This window comes from Paenibacillus kribbensis (assembly GCF_002240415.1).
In the GTDB taxonomy this organism is placed as follows: Bacteria; Bacillota; Bacilli; order Paenibacillales; family Paenibacillaceae; genus Paenibacillus; species Paenibacillus kribbensis.
In genome coordinates, this window is record NZ_CP020028.1 from 4,273,639 (window position 1) to 4,298,637 (window position 24,999).

The 24,999-nt window shown below is 50.7% G+C and carries 22 protein-coding genes; 3 read left to right on the top strand and 19 right to left on the bottom strand.

The window, feature by feature from the left end; translation table 11 throughout:
• Positions 1-35: 35 nt before the first annotated feature.
• The 7 genes from B4V02_RS19080 to B4V02_RS19105 all read right to left on the bottom strand — a co-directional run bounded on the left by B4V02_RS19080 (position 36) and on the right by B4V02_RS19105 (position 7,666).
• Positions 36-1,892, bottom strand: coding sequence for an ABC transporter ATP-binding protein (locus B4V02_RS19080; protein WP_094155963.1), 1,857 nt, complete (start codon positions 1,890-1,892; stop codon positions 36-38).
• 20 nt (positions 1,893-1,912) lie between these two features.
• Positions 1,913-3,517 carry a nucleotidyltransferase domain-containing protein gene (locus B4V02_RS19085; RefSeq protein WP_094155964.1) on the bottom strand — a complete coding sequence of 535 codons (1,605 nt, stop codon included), beginning with the start codon at positions 3,515-3,517 and terminating at the stop codon, positions 1,913-1,915.
• A gap of 58 nt (positions 3,518-3,575) precedes the next feature.
• Complete coding sequence (locus B4V02_RS19090) at positions 3,576-4,064, bottom strand: lasso peptide biosynthesis B2 protein (protein ID WP_094155965.1); 489 nt, start codon at positions 4,062-4,064, stop codon at positions 3,576-3,578.
• A gap of 1 nt (position 4,065) precedes the next feature.
• On the bottom strand, positions 4,066-4,368 hold the full coding sequence (locus tag B4V02_RS19095) for a lasso peptide biosynthesis PqqD family chaperone (RefSeq protein ID WP_094155966.1): 303 nt from the start codon (positions 4,366-4,368) through the stop codon (positions 4,066-4,068).
• Positions 4,355-5,398, bottom strand: coding sequence for a phosphoenolpyruvate carboxykinase (ATP) (locus B4V02_RS19100; RefSeq protein WP_094157042.1), 1,044 nt, complete (start codon positions 5,396-5,398; stop codon positions 4,355-4,357). The genes B4V02_RS19095 and B4V02_RS19100 overlap by 14 nt, the downstream gene beginning before the upstream one ends.
• A 143-nt stretch (positions 5,399-5,541) precedes the next feature.
• The gene (locus B4V02_RS25945) at positions 5,542-5,670 is read right to left on the bottom strand and encodes a paeninodin family lasso peptide (protein ID WP_013369856.1); all 129 of its coding nucleotides are present in this window, start codon (positions 5,668-5,670) and stop codon (positions 5,542-5,544) included.
• Between the two features lie 61 nt (positions 5,671-5,731).
• The gene (locus B4V02_RS19105; protein ID WP_094155967.1) at positions 5,732-7,666 is read right to left on the bottom strand and encodes an asparagine synthase-related protein; all 1,935 of its coding nucleotides are present in this window, start codon (positions 7,664-7,666) and stop codon (positions 5,732-5,734) included.
• Positions 7,667-7,992: 326 nt separating this feature from the next.
• Here B4V02_RS19105 and ligD point away from each other — a divergent pair, with 326 nt between their 5' ends.
• Positions 7,993-8,895: a non-homologous end-joining DNA ligase gene (gene ligD / locus B4V02_RS19110; protein WP_094155968.1), complete on the top strand. Its 903-nt coding sequence runs from the start codon at positions 7,993-7,995 to the stop codon at positions 8,893-8,895.
• Between the two features lie 68 nt (positions 8,896-8,963).
• On the opposite strand, the gene B4V02_RS19115 is transcribed toward ligD, so the two are convergent.
• Together B4V02_RS19115 and cls are read right to left on the bottom strand one after the other, a co-directional pair.
• Positions 8,964-9,908 carry a YitT family protein gene (locus B4V02_RS19115; protein WP_007429236.1) on the bottom strand — a complete coding sequence of 315 codons (945 nt, stop codon included), beginning with the start codon at positions 9,906-9,908 and terminating at the stop codon, positions 8,964-8,966.
• A 192-nt stretch (positions 9,909-10,100) separates the two neighbouring features.
• Entirely contained in the window at positions 10,101-11,531 is a 1,431-nt protein-coding gene (gene cls, locus B4V02_RS19120) for a cardiolipin synthase (RefSeq protein ID WP_094155969.1), read from the bottom strand.
• Between the two features lie 124 nt (positions 11,532-11,655).
• On the opposite strand from cls, the gene B4V02_RS19125 reads away from it, so the two are divergent.
• Both B4V02_RS19125 and B4V02_RS19130 read left to right on the top strand, forming a co-directional pair.
• A complete protein-coding gene (locus B4V02_RS19125) occupies positions 11,656-12,687 on the top strand; it encodes a M23 family metallopeptidase (protein ID WP_043890833.1) in 1,032 nt (343 codons plus the stop codon).
• Positions 12,688-12,706: 19 nt separating this feature from the next.
• Positions 12,707-13,180 carry a bactofilin family protein gene (locus tag B4V02_RS19130; protein WP_094155970.1) on the top strand — a complete coding sequence of 158 codons (474 nt, stop codon included), beginning with the start codon at positions 12,707-12,709 and terminating at the stop codon, positions 13,178-13,180.
• Between the two features lie 263 nt (positions 13,181-13,443).
• On the opposite strand, the gene B4V02_RS19135 is transcribed toward B4V02_RS19130, so the two are convergent.
• From B4V02_RS19135 to B4V02_RS19180, 10 genes are all read right to left on the bottom strand, one after another.
• On the bottom strand, positions 13,444-14,226 hold the full coding sequence (locus tag B4V02_RS19135) for an ABC transporter permease (protein ID WP_094155971.1): 783 nt from the start codon (positions 14,224-14,226) through the stop codon (positions 13,444-13,446).
• Positions 14,219-15,139, bottom strand: coding sequence for an ABC transporter ATP-binding protein (locus tag B4V02_RS19140; RefSeq protein WP_094155972.1), 921 nt, complete (start codon positions 15,137-15,139; stop codon positions 14,219-14,221). Before B4V02_RS19140 ends, B4V02_RS19135 begins: the two co-directional genes overlap by 8 nt.
• Positions 15,140-15,259: 120 nt before the next feature.
• Positions 15,260-15,757 (bottom strand): hypothetical protein, encoded by a 498-nt coding sequence (locus B4V02_RS19145; RefSeq protein ID WP_094155973.1) that lies wholly within the window; start codon positions 15,755-15,757, stop codon positions 15,260-15,262.
• A gap of 120 nt (positions 15,758-15,877) precedes the next feature.
• Positions 15,878-16,864 (bottom strand): LCP family glycopolymer transferase, encoded by a 987-nt coding sequence (locus B4V02_RS19150; RefSeq protein WP_094155974.1) that lies wholly within the window; start codon positions 16,862-16,864, stop codon positions 15,878-15,880.
• Positions 16,865-16,878: 14 nt separating this feature from the next.
• Positions 16,879-18,219, bottom strand: coding sequence for a UDP-glucose dehydrogenase family protein (locus B4V02_RS19155; RefSeq protein ID WP_094155975.1), 1,341 nt, complete (start codon positions 18,217-18,219; stop codon positions 16,879-16,881).
• 52 nt (positions 18,220-18,271) lie between these two features.
• Positions 18,272-19,084, bottom strand: coding sequence for a WecB/TagA/CpsF family glycosyltransferase (locus tag B4V02_RS19160; protein WP_094155976.1), 813 nt, complete (start codon positions 19,082-19,084; stop codon positions 18,272-18,274).
• Positions 19,059-20,300 carry a glycosyltransferase family 4 protein gene (locus B4V02_RS19165; protein ID WP_094155977.1) on the bottom strand — a complete coding sequence of 414 codons (1,242 nt, stop codon included), beginning with the start codon at positions 20,298-20,300 and terminating at the stop codon, positions 19,059-19,061. The genes B4V02_RS19160 and B4V02_RS19165 overlap by 26 nt, the downstream gene beginning before the upstream one ends.
• Positions 20,297-21,592, bottom strand: coding sequence for a glycosyltransferase family 4 protein (locus B4V02_RS19170; protein ID WP_094155978.1), 1,296 nt, complete (start codon positions 21,590-21,592; stop codon positions 20,297-20,299). The genes B4V02_RS19165 and B4V02_RS19170 overlap by 4 nt, the downstream gene beginning before the upstream one ends.
• 763 nt (positions 21,593-22,355) lie before the next feature.
• Positions 22,356-23,618, bottom strand: coding sequence for a hypothetical protein (locus B4V02_RS19175; RefSeq protein ID WP_094155979.1), 1,263 nt, complete (start codon positions 23,616-23,618; stop codon positions 22,356-22,358).
• Complete coding sequence (locus tag B4V02_RS19180) at positions 23,605-24,948, bottom strand: flippase (RefSeq protein WP_094155980.1); 1,344 nt, start codon at positions 24,946-24,948, stop codon at positions 23,605-23,607. The genes B4V02_RS19175 and B4V02_RS19180 overlap by 14 nt, the downstream gene beginning before the upstream one ends.
• Between the last annotated feature and the right edge of the window lie 51 nt (positions 24,949-24,999).

Genomic DNA, 24,999 nt, shown 5'->3' on the forward strand with positions numbered 1-24,999 from the left:
CCGATAAACAAACTTGAGATCATACCATAAACTGGCTAAGGGGTGGCGGTGATACCGCTTTGGTACGACAATAGCTGGCTGAACGCCCCCCGCTCCTCTTGTACCAGCTGTCGATAGTTTCCTTGCTGTATGACCTCGCCTTGCTCCAGTACGACAATCTGATCCGCATGACGGATCGTTGACAGGCGGTGAGCGATGACGATCAGCGTCATTTGACCTTTCATTCGCTCAAGCGCCGCCTGAATGGCAGCTTCATGCTCACCATCGAGCGCGCTTGTCGCTTCATCCAATATGAGGACCGGAGGATGATGCAGGACAGCCCGCGCTAATACCAATCGTTGACGTTCCCCTCCAGACAGACGAATCCCGCGATCCCCAATGACTGTGTCCAGCCCTTCGGGCAGTCTGGCAACAAAGCTGTCTGCGGCTGCAAAATGCAGCGCCTCCCATAGCTGCTCCTCGCTCGCATTCCTGTCTGCCAGCTTCAGATTTTCACGAACGGTGGCATGGAACAGAAAAGGGTCCTGTGACACGTATCCAAATGATTGCCGCCACTGTGGCAACAGTTCGTCATCCAAAACATGTCCATCTATTTTAATCTGCCCCCCAGTTGGACGTAGAAAGCCCATCAGCACATCGACCAACGTACTCTTGCCTGCTCCCGATTTCCCCACAATGGCTGTCATCCCCCTGGCAGGTATGAACAGATTAATTTGGTGCAGTGCAGGCTCTGCCGCACCATCATAGCGATAATTCAGACCGCTGCATTCAATCCCGCTGCGCAGAAGCAAGGGGTGCCGCGTCGATGCAGCTACATGGAGTTCCGATCCAGCGGATGAAACGCGAGCGGCAGAGGATGTAACTGCAAGCAACGACGGATCTGAGAAAGCTTCGCATTCCTGCTGTACTTTGGTCACACTTTCAAAAGCTGAGATCATGGACATGATATATTCCAGACTCGCTTGAATCAGGGCGAACCTCGGCCATAAGCGGGAAAATATGAGGATCAGCACAATCAGCTTTTCAGGTGAAACATGCAGCCATTGCAGGGACGCGAAAATAAGACAAACGACAAATACAGCTGCTGCTGTGCGATGCAAAAACTGCGTGGTGGCATTTTGCCGAACAAATTGGGTCGAATTATCCTCCATCCGGCTCGTCAGGGAACGAAACCAATCTATGTTGGCTGCCTCCAGCAGATTGCTTTTAATATCCTTCATTCCATTCATATGATCGGTAATGCCGGCAAAATAAATCTGTGAAAGCTCTGTGGTACGGTCACCTAGCTGCTTGGCATTTCGAATAGAGCGACGGAACACGACAAACAATCCCAATCCACTCAGGAATACCAATCCGGTTAAGGAAGGGGATAACCAAAAAGCCAGCGCAATCTGGATCAGCGTAAACATGATGGCTGTGGTGAGTTGAAGAAGCAAATTGGTTCCCTGACTGACACGTGCCAGTTCGGTCGTCATCACATGGCTAAAATCAGATTTACGCTGGCGCAAATAAAAAGTCCACTGCGCCTTCATAAAGGAGGTATACACGTCTATTCGAAGCGAGCGCATAAAACGCTGCTGAATCTGTGAGCTCAGGACCGATTGGTAACGCTGAAGCAGAGCCTGCCCTGTAAGCAGCACCACAAAAAGCAGCAGCATCCCTGGCAATAGCCAGCTTTTTGGAATGTATGACAAGAAATGATCGAATCCACCGGACAGAAACGGCAGTCCTGAATAACCGGCAAATACGCCGATGGCCGCCAGCATAGGCACAAGCATATAAATGCCAACGCCCTCCAGCAGGCTGATAATCATCATACATACGATATTGAGAATTAACGTACCACCGTTCACGTTGTACAGCTTGGTTAAATATAATCGCAGGTGAGCCATAACGCACACTCCTTATCGAGTCAGTGCTTTGAAAATCGCCGTTTCAGCCAAAGAAATGGACGTAAAGGGATGTACAAAAAATGCAGCTTGCGAGGCAGCGGCAACAAGATCGGATCACCCGTAGAAGGAAGCAAACGGCTAATAAGATAAAGTAATCTGTGTCTTGGCTCCTTGAGGGAAAGCAAGTAAGCTCGGCTAATGGGCTGAGGTGTGACCGCTGTTGCTACAGCTACAGCAGGGCTGGAGGTGACCGTAGCAGCTGTAGCTCCAGCAACGGCAAAACTGGAGGCGACTGTAGCAGCTGTAGCTCCAGCAACGTCAGAACTGGAGGCGACTGTAGCAGAAGCTACAGGCATAGTAAGACTGCTCACAGCAGTGTTCAGTGTGTTCACCGTATCACCCGTCACGCTGCCGACTTCTCTCGCGATGCCAGTAGCGTCATTGACAGTGTGCAGAGCAGCTTCGCCAAAGGCATCGCCAGCTGCTGCACCGCCAACTGAGGCACCGCCATCCGAAGGGGCGGTCTCCAACGGCTGCGTCAAAGCTATGCTTTGCGACAGCTCTGACGCAGCCGTTCCGTTCGCACCCGTCCCGCTGGCAACCGGGTGCGGTGCGGGTACGCTGGCCTGCATGAAGGCCAGCGCGCTCAGCGCGAGCCTGTGCGCCTGCCGGGTCTCTGATATCGGACGCATCGGCTCCGGTATCGGCGTACCTAGCAGCGCAGCGGCGAGCTTCCAGGCCTGCCCGCCCGCAGGCAGGCCTCCGTAGCGGCGCAGCATCAGCAGCAGCGCCTCCCAATCGACAGCGCATACTGCAAGCCTGTCGATGTCGACTAGCCAGCGCAGCCTGAACCAGCCGTGACGTGCGCCGTGGGCGCTCAAGTACAGGAACTGATGCTCGCCGCCGAGTGTGTATGTACTGGCTGCCATCGCCGCCATACTGTCAGCGGATGCCCTCCGGCTCGCTCCTGCGGGTTCACTGAATTGCCGGCGGTCCCATAATTCATCAAAAGAGGGTTCCCCGCCGGCATCCGGGTGGAGACGCCAATGCAACTCCACCTCTATCCGCTTTTGTGGATGAAGGAAAGATGTATGATGATCCTTCCACTTCCAGCTGCCAAGGACACGCGTTTCTCCGCTTTTGGACTCATAACCGGCTTCCCGTATCCAATGCTCGGCTTCGTCCATGTCATCCGGCGCAATGAGTAAATCTATGTCCTTGGAGGTACGCAGGGAAACATCCCCGTACAATTGCTGCGCCAGTGCAGGCCCCTTGAGTATAAATACACGGAGGCCATGATCCATGAGCAGCCTCGTCAGCCGCGCAGCCTCTGCTTGAAGATGAAGCATGCGCAACGTATTTCGGTGATATTGTGCCTGAAGGCTCCCCAGCAATGATGCGGGAATGGCCGGATGATTCGACTTTTTCAGTTGGAGATATATCAGCGGTACTACCCGATGATGATCTGCCAGGCGCAACAGGCGAGCCCAATCCAGCCCATGCGGATGGGTGGCAGCGAACGTATTGGACGATGGTAAAGCATCTTTGGGCAATAAAGAAAGTAGTAGGTTTAATTCCTGATCCTTTTTCCAACTAGAAAGTTCCAGAAGAGACTTGGTGGGCATACTTTCTTCTCCTTCGATTGATTGAACATCCTTTTGTCTCATCGCTTAAAGTAGAGAATTAAAGCCAAGAACGGTCTTGGCCTTGATTCGCTGTTTTCATATTTGCTGCCGAAGCACGCCTCCCGAATAGACCCACCACCGTAAACGCCCCCATCTCCCGTTCACCTGTAACATAAATCGGTCCGCTTCGTACCCATGCATGTGCCGCCAACCGTCCCGCAGCATTTTTGGCTGTACCCAAATATAGCGTACAGTCCAGCTTTCTGCGCCCCAGCAACGTCATCGCGGCGGAGGCCTGTACAAGACAGCTACTGCGCCATGGGGTGTAACGGCTTGCCAGCTCCACAGCGTGTGAAATATGCCGAATGGACTTTTCCTGCTGCGGGTCACATTGCCAAGAGGTTTCTTCCATACGTTTCCCCCATTGGGTTGAGTAATCCTCAAAAGAACGAAGCTGGCGAAACCTCGCCCATCCCAGCGCCAGCCAGGCTTCCGGCAATAATCTCCTGACCTCTGGAGCCAGGAGAAGAAGCCGTTGTATCCGCATATTAAAGCGTCTCCCGCTGGAGCTTTAGCAGTCCTTCCCGTTCCAGCTCAGCCACAAAGGCATGTACCTGCTGTCTGCACTGTTCCTCGTCCACTTCATATTCTTCCGTCAGGGCAGCTACGATCTCTCCGAGTGAAGGAGTGGACTCCGCCAATTCCCAGATACGTCCTCCCGTAAAGCCCAAATTGTAATATTTTCCAGTATTAATGCTCATCATGACCTTTTCTCCGTCCATGTCACTGACATAGACCTCTTCATCGTACATGATACGGTAGTGGTCCTTGGCTCGATCAGTGGCTGCCATAGCTGTTTTCCTCCTTATGAATGAGTTCAAGTACCCGTTGTACAATCTCGGAGGCGGTAAAAGCGGAGCTACTTCTAAGCAATCGCCAGCCCTCCACTTTCCGAGCCATCCGGGCCGCCGTTCCAAAATACCATTCACCCAAACCCATTCGCGAAATTGTCCCCCTACGATATGTATGAAGTAGTAATGTATGCAAGCACCCCAGTACGTTTAGGGGCTGTTCTGTAACAACAGGTAGTTCATCCTCGCGCAGAAATTTACGGTTGGAAGCCTCTGCCACAAGTTCAAATACGCCCCCCAAGGGAAGCGGTTCGTTATAAAATTCGTCTGCTATGGGTACGGCATATTTATTCAATTCTCCTGTAAGCTTACGCAGATCCCCGTATTGTGGCAGCGCAGGATGGCCATCAGTTAAAACAAGCCTGTGCTTTGGGGAGTGTAAATACTTATTTCCCTGTAAAGCCTCCAGTTGAAGCAGGCTGTCCAGTCCCAGCTTTTGCTGCGGATAAGCCGGATAAACAACAGGCACGGATGTGGTAGCTTTTACAGCAATAACGTCATCGCTAACCATCTGATAGCCTGCCTGTCTGAAAGCAGCCGCCAGCGTCGATTTTCCCGTACCGGATTCGCCCATAAAAGCGTAGGCCTTGCCCCCGATGACTACTGCGCTTCCGTGAATAGGCAATATCCGTCTTTGCATTAACAGAACGCCCATGCATGAACCCAGCAAAAACAACCGCACAGTGTCCATATCGGCTCCGGGGTAAGGGCATACCTCAATCTCCCTGCCTTCCCTGACGGCAAAAATGGCTGTGCCGGGTATTTGGAACATAAAGCGTTCACCCTGCATCACAAAATTAGCCTGCTCAAGCTGATCGCTCCATGCTGTCAAATCCGCCTCATGAATGACCACATCCTCTATCGCCTCCGATGCTGACCGTACCAGCTCAGGAAGCTTCAGCTCACTCGCAATCCTGAGTCCAAAGGCTGTATATTGGGCCCAGTCGACACTTGCACTCCTGTCATGCACGATAGGAATCACTCCCTCTACCCTTAAAAAATCCCGTCTTTATCTCCTTGAGCAGTTTCTCTTGCCCAAAAGAAATAAAGACGGATAGTAATCGTCTATCTTTATGACTCCCAGCCCGCACAGGCTGCAATGTATAGCCCCTGTTAGCTTGGATTATAAAGATCGGCGTCGTGGTCGGACACCCAATCAATCTGTTTCCAGCCTTTCCCCGCCATGGTCTGGTTAATGTCCAGCACCTCTATCGTCGGTTCCTGCCATTCTTTTTTACTCATCTCATCACCTCCTTCCCACGAATGTGAACGATCCGGCGTGATCAAATTAGATTAAATCGGATCAGATCGAATCATTGAATCCACAAAGAAAACGGTACACGATCAAACTGTGCATAAGCAGTCGTATATTGGGATCGGACGCCTGTTCGGGACCGGGGTGACGGAGTTTCGACATGGCCGTCTTAATAAACTCTACATTGAGATATTCGGCGGTCCGTAAATCATGGCACATCATTTGAAGCTCCCCCATAAACGTATCCCAGCAGGGAATCATACGATGTAGCCAATCTGCAGGCTGCACGCCACGCACACGCTGGTTCAGCCGAACATCATCAGGCAGATGATCCTTCATAGCTGTACGAATGAGTGCCCGGTCTCGACCATTTTGCACATACTGCTCAAAAGGTACAGATAAGCAAAAGCGAATCACCCGGCTGTCTCCGGTCGGATCACGTTCCCACAGGCCATAACGCAAAGAAAGTTTGGTCGCAACTACACCATTTTTGTTGGCAATCGCCAGATTCGAAAATTTCTCTTTTCTCGTCTGATCGGCATTCTTCATCCAGCCTGTTCCACTTAATACCGGAACATCTTCTACATGCATCCGTTTGGCAAACTCCGGGTGAATCAGCGAAGGAACCGGGCTTCGCTGGCTACGAGATAACGATGCTCGAGAATCAAGCGAAGTCGCTTTTTTCAGCAACACAGGTAGCAGACGAGACATACGACTTCCGGTCAGCCTGCTATAGCTCCACAAGCCCTGAAAGGATTGCAGCCAGTGCAAACGGCGAAACTGACGGGCATAATAGTCCAGTGCAGGGCCCCATGAAACGGTAAAATTGCCTCGTGCCCCGGTCAGCAGTACACCGACATTGTGTTCCTGGGCTTTTTCATAAAAACCTCTGATCCAGAAGGAATTTTCAAAATATTTATAAGGAGCCTCCATAAGCTCCAGCCAAATATCAATTTCGGAAAACGGGCTTTTCCCCTCAAAATCCAGATAATTTTCGTGAATGTTGCCTACATAGCGAGCCGTAGACTGAATATAGCTTTGTTCGTTCGCCAGCAGTGCGGGCGATGTCCAATCCTCAAAATCCTGAACAGGTACATAGCTGTACGCATACAGCGGCTTTTGTTGCAAATGCAGCGATGGTGCGGCAAAGCTGGCAACCGCTCCGGAATCCAGACCCCCGCTCAAGGCAGCCCCTACGGCACGATGTGTCCGCAATCGGGCAGTGACCGCCTGTGAGAATACCTCGCGGAACGCTTCTATGTACTCGCCTCTCGTTTTGAGCCGCAGCGGCTCTACCTCATTCAGACATGCATATTGATGGAGAATTCGCTTTCCCTCCTCCATAGTGAACCAATGTGCGGGAGGAAGCTGGTTGATATGCTTGTAGGCGGTCGTGCCGATATCGACGGATTCCTGCATGGAGCGGATCGACAGAAATTCGGCCAGCCACGGTTCATGCAGTTCTTTTCGCAGAGAGGATAAGGTCAAGAGCGGAGCTACGACCGTGCTAAATGCAAAGCCTGAGTCATGCTGATAGGTGTACAGCGTACGGCTTCCCGTCATATCGCGAGCGCCGTATAAACGCCGTCGCTTGGCATCCCAAATAACAAAGGCAAAATCGCCTATCAAATATTGGGCCGCTTCCCCCCCCCATTTGTCATATGCCAGTAAAATCAGCTCGCTATCCGCGATTTCCTGCCGTCGCTCCTGTCTGACTCCCAGCCGTTCACACAGCTCGGAACGATTGTCCAAAATCGCATCCGCAGTGATAGCCAGATTTCGCTGCTCATCATAGAAGGGGAGGCGTTCATGGACAGATTCCGGGGTCACATGCTGGGCATGGCATCCCATAAAAACGGAGCCTTCACACCAGGCACATACGCGGTCAGCGGGATATTTTCGCAGGGCTTGCATCATTTTACCGCCTTCTTCGGCGCTTGCGGACTCACACCCAAAGCTGTAGATTCCAGCAATTGCACTCACGTTCTCCCCCCTTTTTCTTTGCCTGATATGCGAGACCCTATGCTTCTGTAATAGACTCGATTTCCTGTTTATTCAACAGGTGTTGCCAGCTATGTACTGAATCTGATGGGGCTGTACATGCTCCCCAACGAACGGGAGGCTAACTCTGCTCAAGACACTTTAATCGATACAATTCGTATTTAAATATTAATTTATGATACATATTGTATCTTGTCAATCCCTTTGATGGATAAATTGTGTACATGGCGCTCATCCTAATGCATAAGTACATCTTGTACGAGCGATAGCGGTCGCCTCAAAGCTTTCCAGAGAAGGAGCGTAGCACTATGGGACAAGCTGTTAAAGGTACGATTAGCATTGAAGGTCAGGAAATTCCCATCACCAACCCGAATAAACCGCTGTGGCCGGAAGCCGGCGTGACCAAAGCGCTATATCTTCGCAAGCTCGCGGTATTGGCTCCTTTCCTGCTCAAATATTGCCAGCATCGCCTGCTAACCGTCATCCGCTGGCCACATGGTATCCACGGAGATTTTTTTTATCAGAAAAATGCCCCGCGCCCTCGGCCGGATTATATTGAAACCACGCTGCAGGACGGTATTGAATATATTGTGCTTAACAAGCTGCCTCAATTGCTATGGCTCGGCAATCAGGCTGCGCTGGAATTTCATCCCTCCCTGCATCAAGCGGGAAGCCATTTGCCCTGTGAATGGATGATTGATTTGGACCCATCCAGAGAAGTGGAGCCACGCATTATGGAGGCTGCCTCCATCGTCGGTGAAGTGCTGGCTTCGCTTGGTTTGAATTCGATCCCCAAAACATCCGGAGCCACCGGAGTGCAAATTATCGTCCCGATTCGAACAGGTGTAACCTTCGACGAGCTTCGCAGCATCGGACTGCTGGTCGGACAGTTTGTGACGGAAAAACACCCGCATCTGTTCACACTGGAACGGTTAAAGAAGGATCGTGGAACAGCCATCTATTTTGATTATTTACAGCATTATCAGGGAAAAACGCTGGCTGCTCCCTATACCCCGCGGGCACGCCCCGGTGCTACGGTATCCACTCCGCTTACATGGGAAGAGGTACGACGGGATGTATCACCGCTTGACTATCATTTGCTGAATATTGAGGAACGACTAAATCAGATAGGCGACTTGATCGGAATGGTTCCTCCCCAGCCTGTCGAGGATGTTCTAAAGCATATGCGTGCCAGGGCCCATCCAACCTGATTTCTGCCTATGCAAAAAAAAGGGGACAACCCCCGCAACCATAACGGCTGAGGAATTGTCCCCTTGAGCTAGTGTATTCCCTTTTTCTTAAAGCGTCCGCCCTTCACATCGTGAATGTTGCCAATCGCCACAAAAGCATGAGGGTCCCAATCTTCAACGATGTTTTTCAGCTTCGCTTCCTCCAGACGGGTGATGACGACGAAAATGACTTTTTTGCTGTCGCCTGTAAAGCCGCCTTCACCTTCCAGGTAGGTTACGCCCCGTCCCAGGCGATCTGTCAGAGCATCCCCGATGTCGCGGTATTTTTCACTAATAATCCAGACCGATTTGGATTGATCCAGACCTTCAATCGTAATATCAATCATTTTCATGGCAATATAATAAGCAATCATGGAATAGAGGGCATTCGGCCAGCCGAATACAAAGCCTGCGCTTCCCAGAATGAAGATGTTCACGAACAGGACGATCTCACCGACCGAAAAAGGAGTTTTTTCGCTGACGAGAATAGCTACGATCTCTGTTCCATCCAGCGAGCCGCCGGATCGAATCACAAGACCTACCCCAACGCCGAGAATAACACCGCCAAAGATAGCGCCGAGCAGCGGTTCGCCAGGTGTCAATGCACTTACATTGTGAAGTAATGCGGTTCCGATGGACATAACAATAATGCCGAATAATGTGGATAAAGCGAAGGTTTTACCGATTTGTTTGTAGCCGATAACTAGAAATGGAAGGTTCAACAGGGTCAGGAAAATGCCGAGCGGGTAACCAGTAATCTTGGAGGCCATAATGGAGATACCTGTAACGCCTCCGTCAATGACGCCGTTGGGAACCAGGAATATTTCCAGGCCCACTGCCATCAGAGCCGCACCAACGACAATCATGGCTGCACGCTGCAACAGGCGTTTTATTTTGTTCTTGGGATTAGCTGGAATTTTGCTGATCTTGGTCAACTCTCCGGTCACATCTGTGATCTCAGATAAACTTTGGACTTCCTTGCTCACTACACTCATATATAAATCCCCCCGTTACAATATGATATATGGGACAAAAAAGGGGCTGCTACCCGCAGTCCCCTCTTCTTTACCGCGCTATTTATATAAATAGTATATCACAAAACTGTGATTTTGCGCAAAAAAGTTAGTAAAAAGCACATAAATCTCAATAAAGCGGGATTATATTGATAAAAACGGCGAAAACCGCCTTTAAAGGAGTGGAGAGAGCATGCGAGTTAGAATTTCAGCTGTTTTCTGTGCTCGCGACCGTCTGCGGAATACATTTAAATCTATGCGCGAGGAGTTGGAAATGTCCTCTTCAAAGTCAGTCGAAAGGCGTTCCAGCGCTGAACGGGCAAAGAGTACAGCAGTCAGCTCAAAATTATAGAAAAAGCTGCGCATGTCTATATTCGCGGTCCCTACTGAGCCGAGCAAGTCATCCACAATCACCACTTTGGCGTGAATAAAGCCTTTTCGATATTGGTAGAACTCCACCCCCGCCTCCAGCAATTCCTGCACATAGGACAGAGACGCTAGATGAACCAGCCTTGAATCCGATTGATATGGAATAATAATCTTCACATCCACATCGCTAACCGCTGCCAGCTTCAGCGCCTCTAAAATAGCCGGGTCAGGAATAAAATACGGTGTTGTAATCCAGATTCGCTGCTTGGCAACCGACAGCGCTCCAAAGCACATCTCCTGAATCGTATCCCATACCTGATCGGGACCGCTGCTCAATATCTGTACCTCCTCGTCCTCTGAGCAGGTATGCGGCGGAAACAAATTCGCATCCATCAATCTCTCCCCCGAAGCCAGCTTCCAGTCACTCAGAAACGCATTTTGCAGAAAATAGACACTATCACCTTCAATCTGCAAATGCGTATCCCTCCAAAATCCCACTTTAGGATATTTACCGAGGTAATCGTCGCCTACATTGATTCCGCCCACAAATCCGATCATTCCATCCACCACCACGATTTTACGGTGATTTCGGTAGTTGATCCGGCGATCCAGCGTGGCAAAAAACGGAGGCAGAAAATAATGAAACTCCACTCCCGCCTCGCCACAGGCGCCAATAAAAGAATAGGGCAAATTGTAGCTTCCCACGCCGTCCACCACAAATCGTACTTTAACTCCCTCACGTGCCTTGCGAATCATAACCTCCTGAAACTTTTTTCCAATTTCGTCCGCTCGAAATATGTAAAACTCCACATGAATATGATGCTGCGCCTGCTCCAGCGCGGTCAGCATCGCTTCAAAGGTCTCTTCTCCGTTGGTCAGGACTCGTGTGCGATTGCATCCAGTCAACGGATTCTCAGACATGCGAATTAACTGGTTAAACAAACGCTCCTGATGCCTGAAATGGGGATTGTGCATTTGTTCCACCTGCTCAATCACCCTCGATTGAGCCCACAGACGCTCTTTGAATTCACGAAACAACTGCGATCCTCCTTTTCGAATCATTTTGCGCTTCTTATAATCCTGTGCTACAAAGTAGTACACGACAAAGCCAACGAGCGGAAAGCAGAACAAAATGAATAGCCAGGCTACTGCTTTGGACGGCTTGCGGAATTCAAAGAACAGGATTGTCCCAGTCTGAAAAATAAAAACGATTAAAACCAACAGCAACCACAGCATGTCCAGGCCTCCTTGTATATCTACGTTTTATACCAAGCTCTCTAATTTTTTTGACATGTTTGCCCCTTTATCTGAATAGATAGTAACCAAGCACTATAGGAGCGATGTCCGGAAAGGAGCGATTATGAAAAAAGGAAGCCTAAATCGCCGAATGACCTTGCTTGTCATTCGGGATGCACAGCAACCGCCCAAGCAGCTGCAATGCTCTACAGCCGCTGTCATTCTCGTCCCGACTCTTGTGATCGCGTCTATCTCTACACTCGTAATCGGGCTGCAAATCCGTTCTTCCCATATTATTTCCCAAATGGAAACGAATCTTGCTGTCCAGAGTTTGCAGATGGAGGTTACGGTAGCAGACAAGAATGCAGCCATCGGACGGCTACGACGCGAGGTCATGGAGCTGACGAATCAAGCAACCAGTATTCGTGAACGCCTCCAGCGCATAACGGAACTGGAACAGCAAATGCAGCAATTTATTCGTAAACACGGAAATTCCTCTAGCGCAAGCAGCAATAAATCAACCATAACTCCGCTCTCCTGGGATGCCTCCGACCATACCGGGGGCGAGTTCATTGCAGTTCACGAAAATACAGTCCTGCTGGCTCGGCAGGCCATGGATGATTTTCAAGAGATCGAATCCCTGCTGGACACGGTGGAACGCACGGTTCCCCGCTCTATTCAGCAGGCGAATGCCGTACAACAGAATCTGGAGCGTAAACAAGCTGCGCAACTGCTTCAGACCCGCAGGCTGGCTCTTGCCGAGCAAGGGAGGCCCTCCATTTGGCCTGTAGGCTCACGCCGAATGTCCTCCAGCTTCGGCTATCGCAGCGATCCATTTACGGGCAAATCGGCTTTCCATTCAGGCGTGGACATCGCCGGACAAACGGGAGATCCCGTCTATGCGGCAGGGGCAGGCACCGTACTGGAGGCTAATTCCAGCGGAGCCCGCGGCAAGTGCATTATCATCCAGCATCCTGACGGACTCCAGAGCTGGTATATGCACCTGAGCGGGATGCAGGTGGCTCCGGGAGATCATGTCCAAAAAGGACAGACCATCGGCCTGCTGGGAAGCACCGGAAGAAGCACGGGACCTCATCTTCATTTTCAGATCGTCAAGCATAACCAGCCTGTCGATCCATTACTGTATGTACAATAAAAGATTGGGGGAAACCATCATGTTCAAGGAATCGAAAAGAAAGCTCTCCACTCCTGTAACAGATACGCTGCTGGCTAACGGCACCAGCTTTGAAGGAACTGTTGAGTCTGAGGCCAATATTCGGATTGACGGTCATTTTCAAGGTGATATCCGCAGCACTCATACCATCATCATTGGAGAAACCGCTGTTGTGCGTTCAGACATCATTGCACGGGACGTTGTTCTTGCCGGTAAGGTATTCGGCAGCATCACCACAGAGGGACGGCTGACCATTACACCGACAGGCGAGCTGTACGGGAATACAGCCGCAGCCGCATTAATCATTTCAGAAGGCGGCGTACTGGAAGGCACAAGTCAAATGGTCCGCACGAAGGATGCTGAGCCATTGACCCAGGCGAACGATTCGAACGACGAATCCTTAACCCGTTCCGACACCTATCCCGGCAAAAGCCAAGAAAACAGCCAAGCCCCCCTGCAATCAGAAGCGGGATAAAAGCTGGCTGACATTATTCCATTATATCCTCCACTCTGCACTTCACAAATAAATGGTATACCTTGCGTATGACGATTTTGGTGCATGGCAATGATTAAACGCAAAACGCCCCTACGGATTGATTCTTGTTGAAAATAGATTAAATATCGTTAACATAGAAAAAAAGGACGTCCAAATGGAGGCATTTGAACGTCCTTTTTGTGATTTTAGCAATTTGCAAAAATTCTGATGCTATGGAAATCAGGCTGTGCAAGAGACTCGGATCAGGTTGCAACATCCCGTTTTACGAAAACGATCCAGGCAACGGCTATAAACACCACATAATAAGCGGCCAGCATGGTTAGAGAAAAGGTAAGATCAGAGCTTACCGTCCCCGGCGGCATGTCAAGATATTTTTTCAGATCCATATGTGTAAAAAGTACGTATTGGGTCCATGCAAAACGATCCGTATTAAACAGACCGATAGAATTATAGACTGTTTTGGTGAACATCATGAACAGCGACAGTCCAATTGCCAAGGCGCTGGAACGAAAAACAGCGGACAGCATAAAAGCAAAGGCCATCGTCACGAATAAGGCGATATAGCTATACAAGAAATTCAGCGTTACGTAAGATATCGGATCACTGAACAGCGGAACAGAACCTGCTGGCGCATCCTTGGATAGCATCATCCAAGAGGACAGCGTAACCATCAGGATCAAAATGATCGTTCCGAGCAAACTGAACAAAATAACGGATATATACTTGGACAACAGAATTTTGCTGCGTGTCCAAGGCCGGATGAGCAGCAGCTTAATCGTTCCCCAAGTAAATTCACCTGCCACCGAATCAGCGGCAACAATGACCGTAAACGTCGTATTGAGGAAAAATGTAAACATTGTCGTCAACACAATCCCATCCCACACACTGACCTGATCGGAAATCAGGGAAATCAGCATCGGAATCACAGCAGTGATGACCGCCAGCAGCCCCAGCATAATCCATGTGCGGACACGCAGGTAAATTTTCAGATTTTCGTTATGTACCAGCTTGGAGAAATCAGCCAATGGACCCGCCTCCCGTCACTTCCAAAAATTGATCTTCCAGCGTACGGGCAACCGGGTGAATCGCATATACTTTGACTCCGTTGGCAGCCAGCAGGCTGTTCATCTCTGCAATCTGTTCCCGCTCCAGATGAAGCAGCAGTTGATTGCCCTCGACGCGCCCTGCTCCGGCAAGCGCACAAGCTTGCTCGGCATCATTGACCTCAAAGGCAATTTCCTCCGTCTGCACTTCTCCCGCCGTATTCTTCAGCTGCTTGATATCAACCAGCCGTCCACTTTGAATAATGGCTACACGGTCACACATCAGCTCCATTTCGGACAACAAATGACTCGATACGAATACGGTAATTCCCTCGGTACGGCTCAATTGACGCAAATAATCCCGCAGTTCGCGAATCCCCTGCGGGTCCAGACCATTGGTCGGCTCGTCCAGCACGAGCAGCTTCGGTCGATGCAAAATCGCCTGAGCTACCCCAAGTCGCTGCCGCATTCCGAGCGAGTAGGTTTTGACCTTATCGTGAATCCGGTTTCCGAGCCCTACCAAGCGTATCGCCTCATCCAGGCGCTTCTGGGTCACCCCCGGAGACATTCGTGCAAAATGCTGCAAATTTTGATAGCCTGTCAAAAACTTGTACATCTCCGGATTTTCAACAATCGCACCGACGTGAGAAATAGCCTTTTCAAAATCCGTATTCATGCTGTCTCCACAAATATGAATATCGCCCTTGCTTATCGAAATCAGGCCAACCATCATGCGGATCGTGGTCGTTTTTCCCGCACCGTTGGGTCCGAGGAAACCAAATACCTGTCCTGCCGGAACCTCCAGCGTCAGATCGTCCACAATCGCTTTCGAGGAGATGATTTTACTCACACCCTCCATACGTATGACGGGAACCTGTCCTGTCGCTTGCTGCATGCTATGAAACTCCTTCCATCCGGAGTGAAGCCCAACTCTTTTTCTGTTCATTTCCGGTTTTGGAAGTATTGTACCATATTTATCCTTTCAGAAACACCTTTCGGGAACACCTTGTCACGTCTATTCCTTCTCCTTGTATACCCAAAGCACCCGCCACTCCTCGCCTTCCTGCGTCACATAACAAGGCTGTACAATATTAAAAGTACCGAATCGGGTCTTGTAATGCTGGGTGACTGTAATACGGTAAGCCTTTCCTACCCCTTCTCCATCCTGATCTGTACGTATATCATATTCAGCCTGCGGCTCCCCCAGCTCAAACGTAAACGTATCCGTCCCCATATCCTGCATAAAAACGTGTGCACGCTGCTGTACATACGTAGACTTCTCGAATTTTTTCTTCATTTGTGAATGAAAAAGCTCCCATGAGCCGCCGAAATTTCCCGATTGCTCCATGGTGTAGAAGTCGTTCAGCACTTTTACCGCTTGATTATCCTCCCCCGTAGACATGACTCCGCGCAGTCCCAGCCACAGCAGCCATAACAATCCACATATCAATGCAAAATACAACAGCCTCCGAATGAACATGAACATTGAAGCTGCTCTCCTTCTAAATAGCACCGATTGCCCCTCCCTCTGCTGGACGATCTACTGGATACTCTACAGATGTATGTGGGACAAGATGAGTTTAGAAGAAAATAACGGGGCCACTCCTTCAAGTGCACCCGTCTTGCATTTCGCTTAATTAGGCGATACGGCCGTGGTGAGCAAATGCTTCTCCAGCAGCTCATGAATACGCTGACGTTCCTGATCATCCACGAAATAATAATATACTCCGTTGATTTTACTTCCGTGCCCCTTTAATTCAACCGTATCTGTCTGTTTGAGAGACGGGCCGATCCGGGTCAGAAAGGTTGTCATATCGTCAAAGGTTATATCCGTGCGAATTTGCTCCCCCGCTGCCTCCAGAATCGGCTTGGCCCTGAGCAGCCCTTCCTTACTGACCGACTGTGCAAGAATCTGCTTGAGCAGCTCGCGCTGGCGGGCGTTTCTCCCGAGATCCCCACGCGGATCATCAAAACGCATACGAGCATAGGCCAACGCCTCTGTTCCATTCAATGTCAGATTCCCCTGTGCAAAATGATGGCCCTCATACTGAAAATCAAGTGGATTGTTAACCGTGACTCCCCCCACCAGGTCAACCATTTTCGCAAACCCTTCCATGTTCATCTGTACATAGTAATCTATCGGATGGTTCAAAAAATGCTCTACCGTACGGATCGACATATCCACTCCGCCAAAAGCAAAAGCGTGATTGATTTTGTCCTCACGTCCCCTGCCGATCAGCTCTGTTCGCGTATCACGCGGAATATTGAACATCAGCATAGAGCCTGCCGCCGGATTGACGGACAGAACGATCATCGTATCCGAACGGCCCGAATCATGAGGACGCTGATCTACCCCCAGCACCAGCACGGTGAACGGCTTAGACTGGGAAATGGCTGCAGGATTGGGTGCATTAGGTCCGGTGTCTGCACCTGCTGAACGTCCTGCTCCGCCTGTCGCAACAGCAGAGATCACCCCTGGCTGGACAAGGCTGCGCGGATGATACATCGCATGGGCCGCCGTTTTAAAGGAATGATACATATAAGCGGTGTAAGCAGCAGCACCCACGAACAACAACGCAGCAGCACCCAATACTATTTTCATTTTCAGCCATCGTTTCATACGGAGCCTCCCCTTTACGGATTCAATACGGAGCGCTGATAATCTACATCCATATTGTTCAGCTGCGGCCTGCCGACCGAATAATACGCAAAGGCCGACCGCCTGATCTGCTCTTCGCTGTATACATTGCGTCCATCGATCATAATGGGGTGCTTCATCAGCTCATTCAGCTCACCCAGCCCCACCTCGCCAAACTCCTCCCACTCTGTCAATAGACACAGTGCGTCGCAGCCCTCTGCCGCTTCCTGTGCGCTATCCGCCCACGTTATTTCCGAGCTGTCCAGCAGTTTGCGGAAGTTAGCGGTAGCGATCGGGTCATAGGCACGAATTTGCGCTCCTGCCTCCAGCAGCGACTGCATAATATCCAGCGCCGGGGCATCTCTTACGTCATCTGTGTTCGGTTTAAATGCCAGCCCCCATATGCCAATCGTGGCTCCTTCCAGCTCGCCCAGCGCTTCTTCCAGCTTGCGAATCACATTAAAGCGCTGCCCCTGATTCACTTCCACCACGGATTTCAGCAGCTTGAATTCATAGTCCACATTGCCCGCAATTTGGATCAGCGCTTGTGTATCCTTGGGAAAACAAGAGCCGCCATAGCCAATACCTGCGGATAAAAAGGAGGAACCGATCCGCTGATCCAGCCCCATGCCGTGGGCCACGCGCGTGACATCCGCGCCCACCTTTTCGCAAATATTTGCAATCTCATTAATAAACGAAATTTTGGTCGCCAAAAAAGCATTTGACGCGTACTTGATCATTTCCGCCGAACGGATATCTGTGGTTAGGATGTTCGTCGTGAGCGGCTCGTGCAACGCAGTCAGCACTGAGGCCACATGCGGGTCGGAAGCTCCGATGACGATGCGATCCGGATGTAGCGTATCCAGTACTGCCGAGCCTTCACGTAAAAATTCAGGCACCGAAGCGACGCCAAAAGGATGGCTCGTGCGGCTTGCAATCAGGTTCTGAATCCGTTCGTTCGTGCCGACAGGCACCGTGCTTTTGGTAACAATCACCTTGTAGCCGTTCATGGCATCAGCCACCTCGCAGGCGGCTCCTTCAATATAGGACAGATTGGCTTCGCCGCTTGGCAGTGAAGGTGTACCCACCGCCAAAATAACAATCTCGGCCTCTTTTACCGCAGCGGTTGTATCTGTCGTAAAGCTCAGTCGGCCCTGCTCGACATTGTCTTTGATTAACGCCTTTAATCCCGGTTCATAAATCGGTACTCCTCCTGCGCGAAGCTGACGAATTTTGTCCTCATTCTGATCGATACAGACGACGGTATTCCCAAGTGCAGCAAAACAGATCCCCGACACCAGTCCAACATACCCGGCACCTATTACACATAGCTTCAAAGCGATTCCCCCTTTTACATGCTGTCTTATTGCATCGTGCTTTTACCCGGCTTCACTTCTCTATACCTCTCCCCGTGTGCCGATTATGATAGAGCGTGAGCCGTTTGTTTTGCCGATAGGATTTGAGAAAACGATAGATATACACTGGATTGTTATAGGCATACCTCTTCCACAACCGCTTCGGCTCACAGATCAGACGGTACAGCCACTCCAATCCCAGTCTTTGTATCGTTAACGGCGGTCTGCGAACCTTTCCGGTAATATAGTCAAAGGCCGCTCCTACCCCAATCATCACACCCCTGACGCGATCCTTGTTGCGATACATCCATATTTCCTGCTTCGGGCAGCCTAAGCTGACGAATATGATATGCGCACCTGACGCATTGATTTCATGAATGATCCGCTCCTCCTCATCTGGCTGAAGCTCCCGAAATGGCGGTGAAAAGCTGCCTGCGATGCGGATTCCAGGGTAATCCTGTCTCATCCTTTCCATTAAGCTATCCAGCGTATCCGGCGTACTGCCGTAAAAATATACGCTCACCTCCGTCTGTGGCGCACGCTCGCACAGCTTGAGCATCAGACTGGGGCCATCCACCCGATCCTGACGCTCAAATCCGTACAGCTTAAGCGCCCATACCAGTGGCATGCCATCCGGAGTACATAAATCTGCACGAGCGAGTGCTTCGTGGAACTCAGGCTGATTCCCCGCCGTGACAATCGAATGCGTGTTGCAGATACAGACATAGCTATTCTTTCGTCCGGCTGCCCATTGCTCCAGCGTGTGCACCGTCTCCTGAAACGTAAGCGCCGCAATCTCTGCGTCCGCGATCCTTCCAACTCTATACTGAGGCAGCTGCTTCATCATTACGCTCCTCCATAGCCTTGCTATATATCGCCATCAACTGCTTGGCATTGACTTCCTCCGTATAGCGTGCAGTGTATATTTCCGACACCTGCTGTCTCATAGCTGCATAATTTTCATAGGCTACTGCACGGCGAATTACGGTCTTTATATTTTCCAAATCATCATGCTGAAAATGGAAACCCGTCACCCCATCCTCTACCACTTCCTCCAACGCGCCGATCCGGCTGCACAGCACCGGAGTTCCGACGGAATAGGACTCTACAATCGTCATGGGAAAGCCCTCATACCAAATGGAAGGCACCATGACATACATGGCCCGACTCATGCAATCCAGCACCGTGTCTGCATCCTGCTGGCCGAGAAACCGGATATCCTCCTGCGGGTAAGCGGCGGTCAGTTCAGCCTTTTCCGGGCCGTCCCCAATGATGACCAGTCTCAGGCCCGCCCGATCCTCCAGCCCGGACCAGGCTTGCAGCAGATTGCGCACTCCTTTTTCCCGTGAAATCCGCCCTACAAACAACAGATAACGATCATTCGGGTCATACTTGGCTTCCGCTGTTTTAGGTTGAATAAAATTCGATTTTACTGAGATGCGATCCAGCGGAATGCCGCTTTCCGCAAATTTGTTCCGTGCAAACTCCGTTAGCGCAATGTAGCGGCTTACCTTGTGCTGCCATGTGCCGATCAACTCGTTGAACTTGATCATTGCCGCCACCGGAATCGTCTGCAGCTGTGAGCCTCGGTAGCAGCCATGGCGGATGGAGTGCAATAGTGTGCCGTGCAGGCATTTTTCACAAACCTCATTCCCCCGCATAAAGGTCGCAGCCGGACAAATCAGCCTGTAATTATGCAGCGTCTGGACGACCGGAATCCCCAGCCGTTCACAGGCATGGTAGACCGAAGGAGAAATGACCGGAAAAAAATTATGCACATGCACCACATCCGGCTTCACCTGCAAAAGCATCTTTTGGATTCTTTTGAATTCCGGCAGCGACCATGTCGCTTCCACCGCCAGCTTTGCCATGTTCGCCAGCCCTTTGCTCTGGATGCTGTCGTTATGCACATAATAATGCTCTGTCTCTATGCCTCTGGAGTGCAGCATAGCCGACTCTTGCTCGACAACCTTGTCTTCTCCCCCGCTTTGCTGATAAAAGTTGTGGATGATCAGCACCTTGCTTACAGGAGAATTCATCTGCCTACTAACCTGTTCACTCACGTAGCTGCCCCTCTTTCCTGCGTTGATTGCATGGGACGCCCCGAATCTACGGGCCTCATCGGTTGGTGGCTTAATATTTCATCTGCAATACGGTCCCACGACATGCGCTCAACGGTAAGGGACGCCTGCTCAGCCACACTTTGTCTCAGCTCAGTATGGTTCAGCAATGCAGATATTCGGCCAACCCATTCCTCTTCCGAAAAGCCTCTCAGCATCACACCGTTCACTCCATCCTCAATCAAGGTAACGGAGCCACCATTCACCGAAGAGATAATCGGGACACGAAACAGCATGCTTTCCAGCAGCACCATCCCGAAAATGTCATAGTGGGTCGGAAACAGCATGAGGTCAGCCACACCGTAAACCTGCCACAGATAACGCTGCTCGACCCTTGAAAAATGCAAAATGCTGTCCGTCAGCCCCAGCTCATGAGCATAGGCCCAATAGCGATCCGTATCCGCCTTCCGCCCATCCCCGACCATTAGCAAAAGGCAATCAGGGTGCTTCTGGAGTACTGCTTTGAACAGGCTCAGCATAAAACGAATATTTCTTCGTTCCTCCAGTACGCCGACGTATAGCAACACCGGGCGATCCCCGATTCGTCTCAGCTCATCCGCGACCTCGCGGTTTTCTTCATATTCGCCGCTTCCGTCGTTGTCGCTGTTCTCATGGTTGGCACTATTGGATGCTCTCTCTGCTTTGCAATGATCCAGTTTGCTATGATCCAGTTTGCTATGATCCAGTCTGCTGTGATCCAGTCTGCTGCGATCCAGTCCGACCCCAAGCGTAACCACGTTGTCAAAGCCCTTATTCTCCAGATAACGCTTGGCGAGATCGGATTTGGCGTAGGTACGGCGAACAGACTTTGCTACCTTCGGCAGCAGCAATACATCGTACAGCTTGCGGAGCAGCACGTGTGTATGATCCCGGTACGGGCCGTGATACAGCACCAGCTTATCGGGACATTTTCGTGAAAGCAGATAGGTCATCATCTGGTTGTATTCGGTTGAGATGATCAAATCATAAGCAGCCAAAAACGAATCCTTGAGGACATCCCGGTAGATGCTGTTGCTCAGGAACTTAAACCCGTGAAGCCAGATGATGCGCAGGGTGCAGCCTTCATGACGGTAGACTTGTTCCAAACGGGTTTCCTTATGATTGTTGTAGTAGACAATATCGCAATCGTAGCCTTTACGAACGAGCGCTTTGCCCAAGCCGACTTCCTGCAAATTGTACGAGGCTCCGTTCACCTGGCTGGCAAAGTTGCGAAGATACAATATTTTTTGAACCATCATCAGGACTCCTGCCATTACATATTGGGTGAGTTATGGGGGGCGAGGGTTCAGAGACCGCTGCGCGTTCCATTTGATCTTACGATCGCTGTTACCCCCGGATTTCATCTGATGATATAGACCCTTTAAAGGGTAAAATCCGGGGATAAAGGCGAACGCTATCGCTTCTCCAGATTCAAATGGACCGCTCCGCTGCTGACCGCCGTGTCCATAAAGTCACCCTATTTTTAAAAAGGGAACTTTGGCATGAAATGCCCCGCTCCGCTGGGTGACGCGGCGAATGCGCGCAGGTGTTGATCTGCGCTGAACGGCTTGTGAGCTTGGCACAGTTATGTCAAGCTCACAAGCCAGCATGGCTATAGCTATACTATCTTCGGGCTGACCAGGAGATCTTAACTATGGCTAGATTGTTGCCTGCCGGGAGTGCTATTCATCAAGCTTTGTCACCTTGACAGAGAACTGTGATGAGTGTGCATTACGCCAACATTACATGCCCGGCGAGAAATTCGCGGCGATAAGGCGAAGCTATCGCCTAATGCTCTTCCCTTCCCCCACCCTATGGGCAGGGAGGAAATTCTTTTTGGCGGCGGCGGGACGTAGCGGAGGGTAAGGATTTGAATCTGGAGAAGCGGCAGCGTTCGCCTTTGACGGGGGATTCCGCCCTCTTACAGGGCTTATTAATCCAAGGAATCCCACGTCAACAGCGATCGGAAGATCAAATCCGTCCCACAGCGGGCTTCCATCCACAATAGTCGATCCAAGATCAAATCCGTCCCGAAGCGGCCTCCCCCCTCCAAACCGAATGCTCACGCTGCCTTTCCTCCATCATCTGCATTTGGAAGTGCTCTGCCCCTTTAAGCTGGGCGGCTGCCATATCCGCCACCAAAGCCACGCTCGATTCCATCGGCACAAAGCGGTATTTGTAAGCCGTAAGCCGATGATCGGTTTCGTGAAATAAAATGTCCTGCGCGTAATTGCCCCAACGATCCTTGGGCATCAGATCAATCGTCATACCGGCATGTGCAGAGGGCAGCAGCATATTGGAGCCGTGAATGCCGATCACCAATCGGCTGGCTGCATACACCTTGCATACCCGCAGCTCACTTTCGCGGTCAAAACGTGCGACACGCTCGTCGGCAATCCATGCCGGGAAACGCCCGCTACGCCCCAGTCCGGCGACTGTAAACCGATGATCCGGAAAGGATTCCCGCAGCCTGCGGAACAACCGGATGATTTTGCTCCGCTGGTGATAAATCAGTGGTTTCAGCCCGCGTTTGAGCTGTGGAAATTTCTGCACCGCCCTTGCCATATGATGGCTGCCGCTCCACAAACGGTCTTCCCTCCATACGAAGGTAATGCGCGGCTCCGATTCACGCTCATCGTCATAGCGGGGGATACCTGTAAACTGCTTAATATCAAACTGATTGGGATGTGAATACGCCGGGCTGACATATACCTCTTCGAAGCGCATCAGTTCCTCAATCATCCGATGGTGCAGCACAGGATGAAAGTTTCGTGCCTTGCTGAACGGCACATCGACCGTCCAGATTTCCGCTACAAAAGCAGGCACCATCCACTCCAGCGGCTTTTGCACAATAACGATGATCCCCAGTTCCGGCGACTGCTCGTATTCGCGCTGCACATTGAGCAGCTTGAGCAATGCATGACCATACAAATAGTCCACCGTGTTGACGATGATCACGCGCTCGAAGGCCTTCATTTTATGCACAGTCATACCGATCGTTAAATCATAGGAAGGATTCATCAACGATTGCCGCAAAGGCTCTCCAAGCCATTTTCTCGACTTCGCATCCCCGGTCAGGATATAGTCAGGCATTTCCACTCGATAAGGTGAATAGGTGGCATGACCGACTCGCATATCCTCGATATACTCACGTCCACAGCCCTCACAGCAAGTGCTGACACATACGTGGATTCCCTGCCACAACACCTCTCCACCCCGTACCTTGCCTCCACAATGCGGGCACTGTCCCTCATGCCTAACAAACGGTTTAATGGGTATCATGATTGCTCTCTCCAACTTTCGGTACTGTAATATGAACACGCCAGAAGGTCAGAATCGACTTCATCATCCAACCCAGATTGGCTTTGACTTCTTTAAACAACACATCCAATAAAAATACAGATATCGTAAAAGACAGGATCGTTGCCACGAGCGATCCTCTCACACCGAGCAGCGGGATCAGCGCATAATTGAAAGCTATATTCGTGATGGCGCCCACGAGCGAGGTCAACAGCGTATATTTGAACAAATTCTCATTGGTAATAAACAGGCTTTTGGCAACACTGAAATTGGTGAAGAACAGACGAATCGCAAACAGGGACAGCAGTGAGCCTGCTTCGCTAAATTCCCTCCCGTAGAGCACAATCACCACCCATTGGGATAAAAAAAATAGCGGGACCGAGGTCACAAGAAAGCAGATAAACATCAGCTGATACACGTTAGACAACGTCTGTTTGTATTCGTCGTTTCCTTTCTGCTTGGAACGAGTCACCACCGGGGCATAGGCTGTTGTAATAACGACCGGAATAAAGCCCAGCACTTCGATAAGCCGGAGCGCAACGGAGTATTGCCCGACCGCAGCATTCCCCAACAGCTCACCGATAATGACCTGGTCGATCCGTGCCTGTACATATACAGCAGAGGATGACAAAATAAGCGGCCAGCTGTGATTCATGATCCGCCGGGCTATGGTTAGGCGGAACGTCCACATCTTCATACGCCGTCCTTCTTTGCGGAAGAAATACAGCAGCAGCAGGCTCCCCAGCAGGAATTCGCCATGAGCACACAGCGCCACCACCCAAATCGGAACACCTGTTAGCAACAAAATGATTTTGGCAGTGGAGCTGAGGACAAAGGCTGTATTCTTGGCAATGACCGTGTATTTGGACAACATCTGCGCCCGGAACCAGTAGTCGATGATATCAAACAGCTGAAACACCGAGGCCGTGGCCAGGATCAGATTGATCAACCGTACCGAACTGTCCTCAGGCCTGAGCAGCGAAATGAAGGAATAGGACAGTACGATGGCTACCAAAGTACCCGATAGCTTCAGGAGAACCGCCGTACCCAACAGCTCGTGCTCATCTTGAGGGTCTTTAACGAGATCGCGTACTAATATGGAATCAAAGCCAAGAGTTGTGAAGATCAGGAACATCCCGAAAAAGGATTCGGCATAATTCCATTTTCCAAGCTCCTCCGGTCCCAGCACTCTCGCCATGATGATGCTGACCGCCAGCCCGAACACCATGCGAATCATTTTGTCACCGAACAGCCAGGATGTATTGACCAGCAAACTTCTGCGCGGTTTGACGCGGTTTTTGACTAATGTCATAGGTTCTACTCCATCTTGAAAAATGACCTTGCGCGCGGCTTTACAGCATGT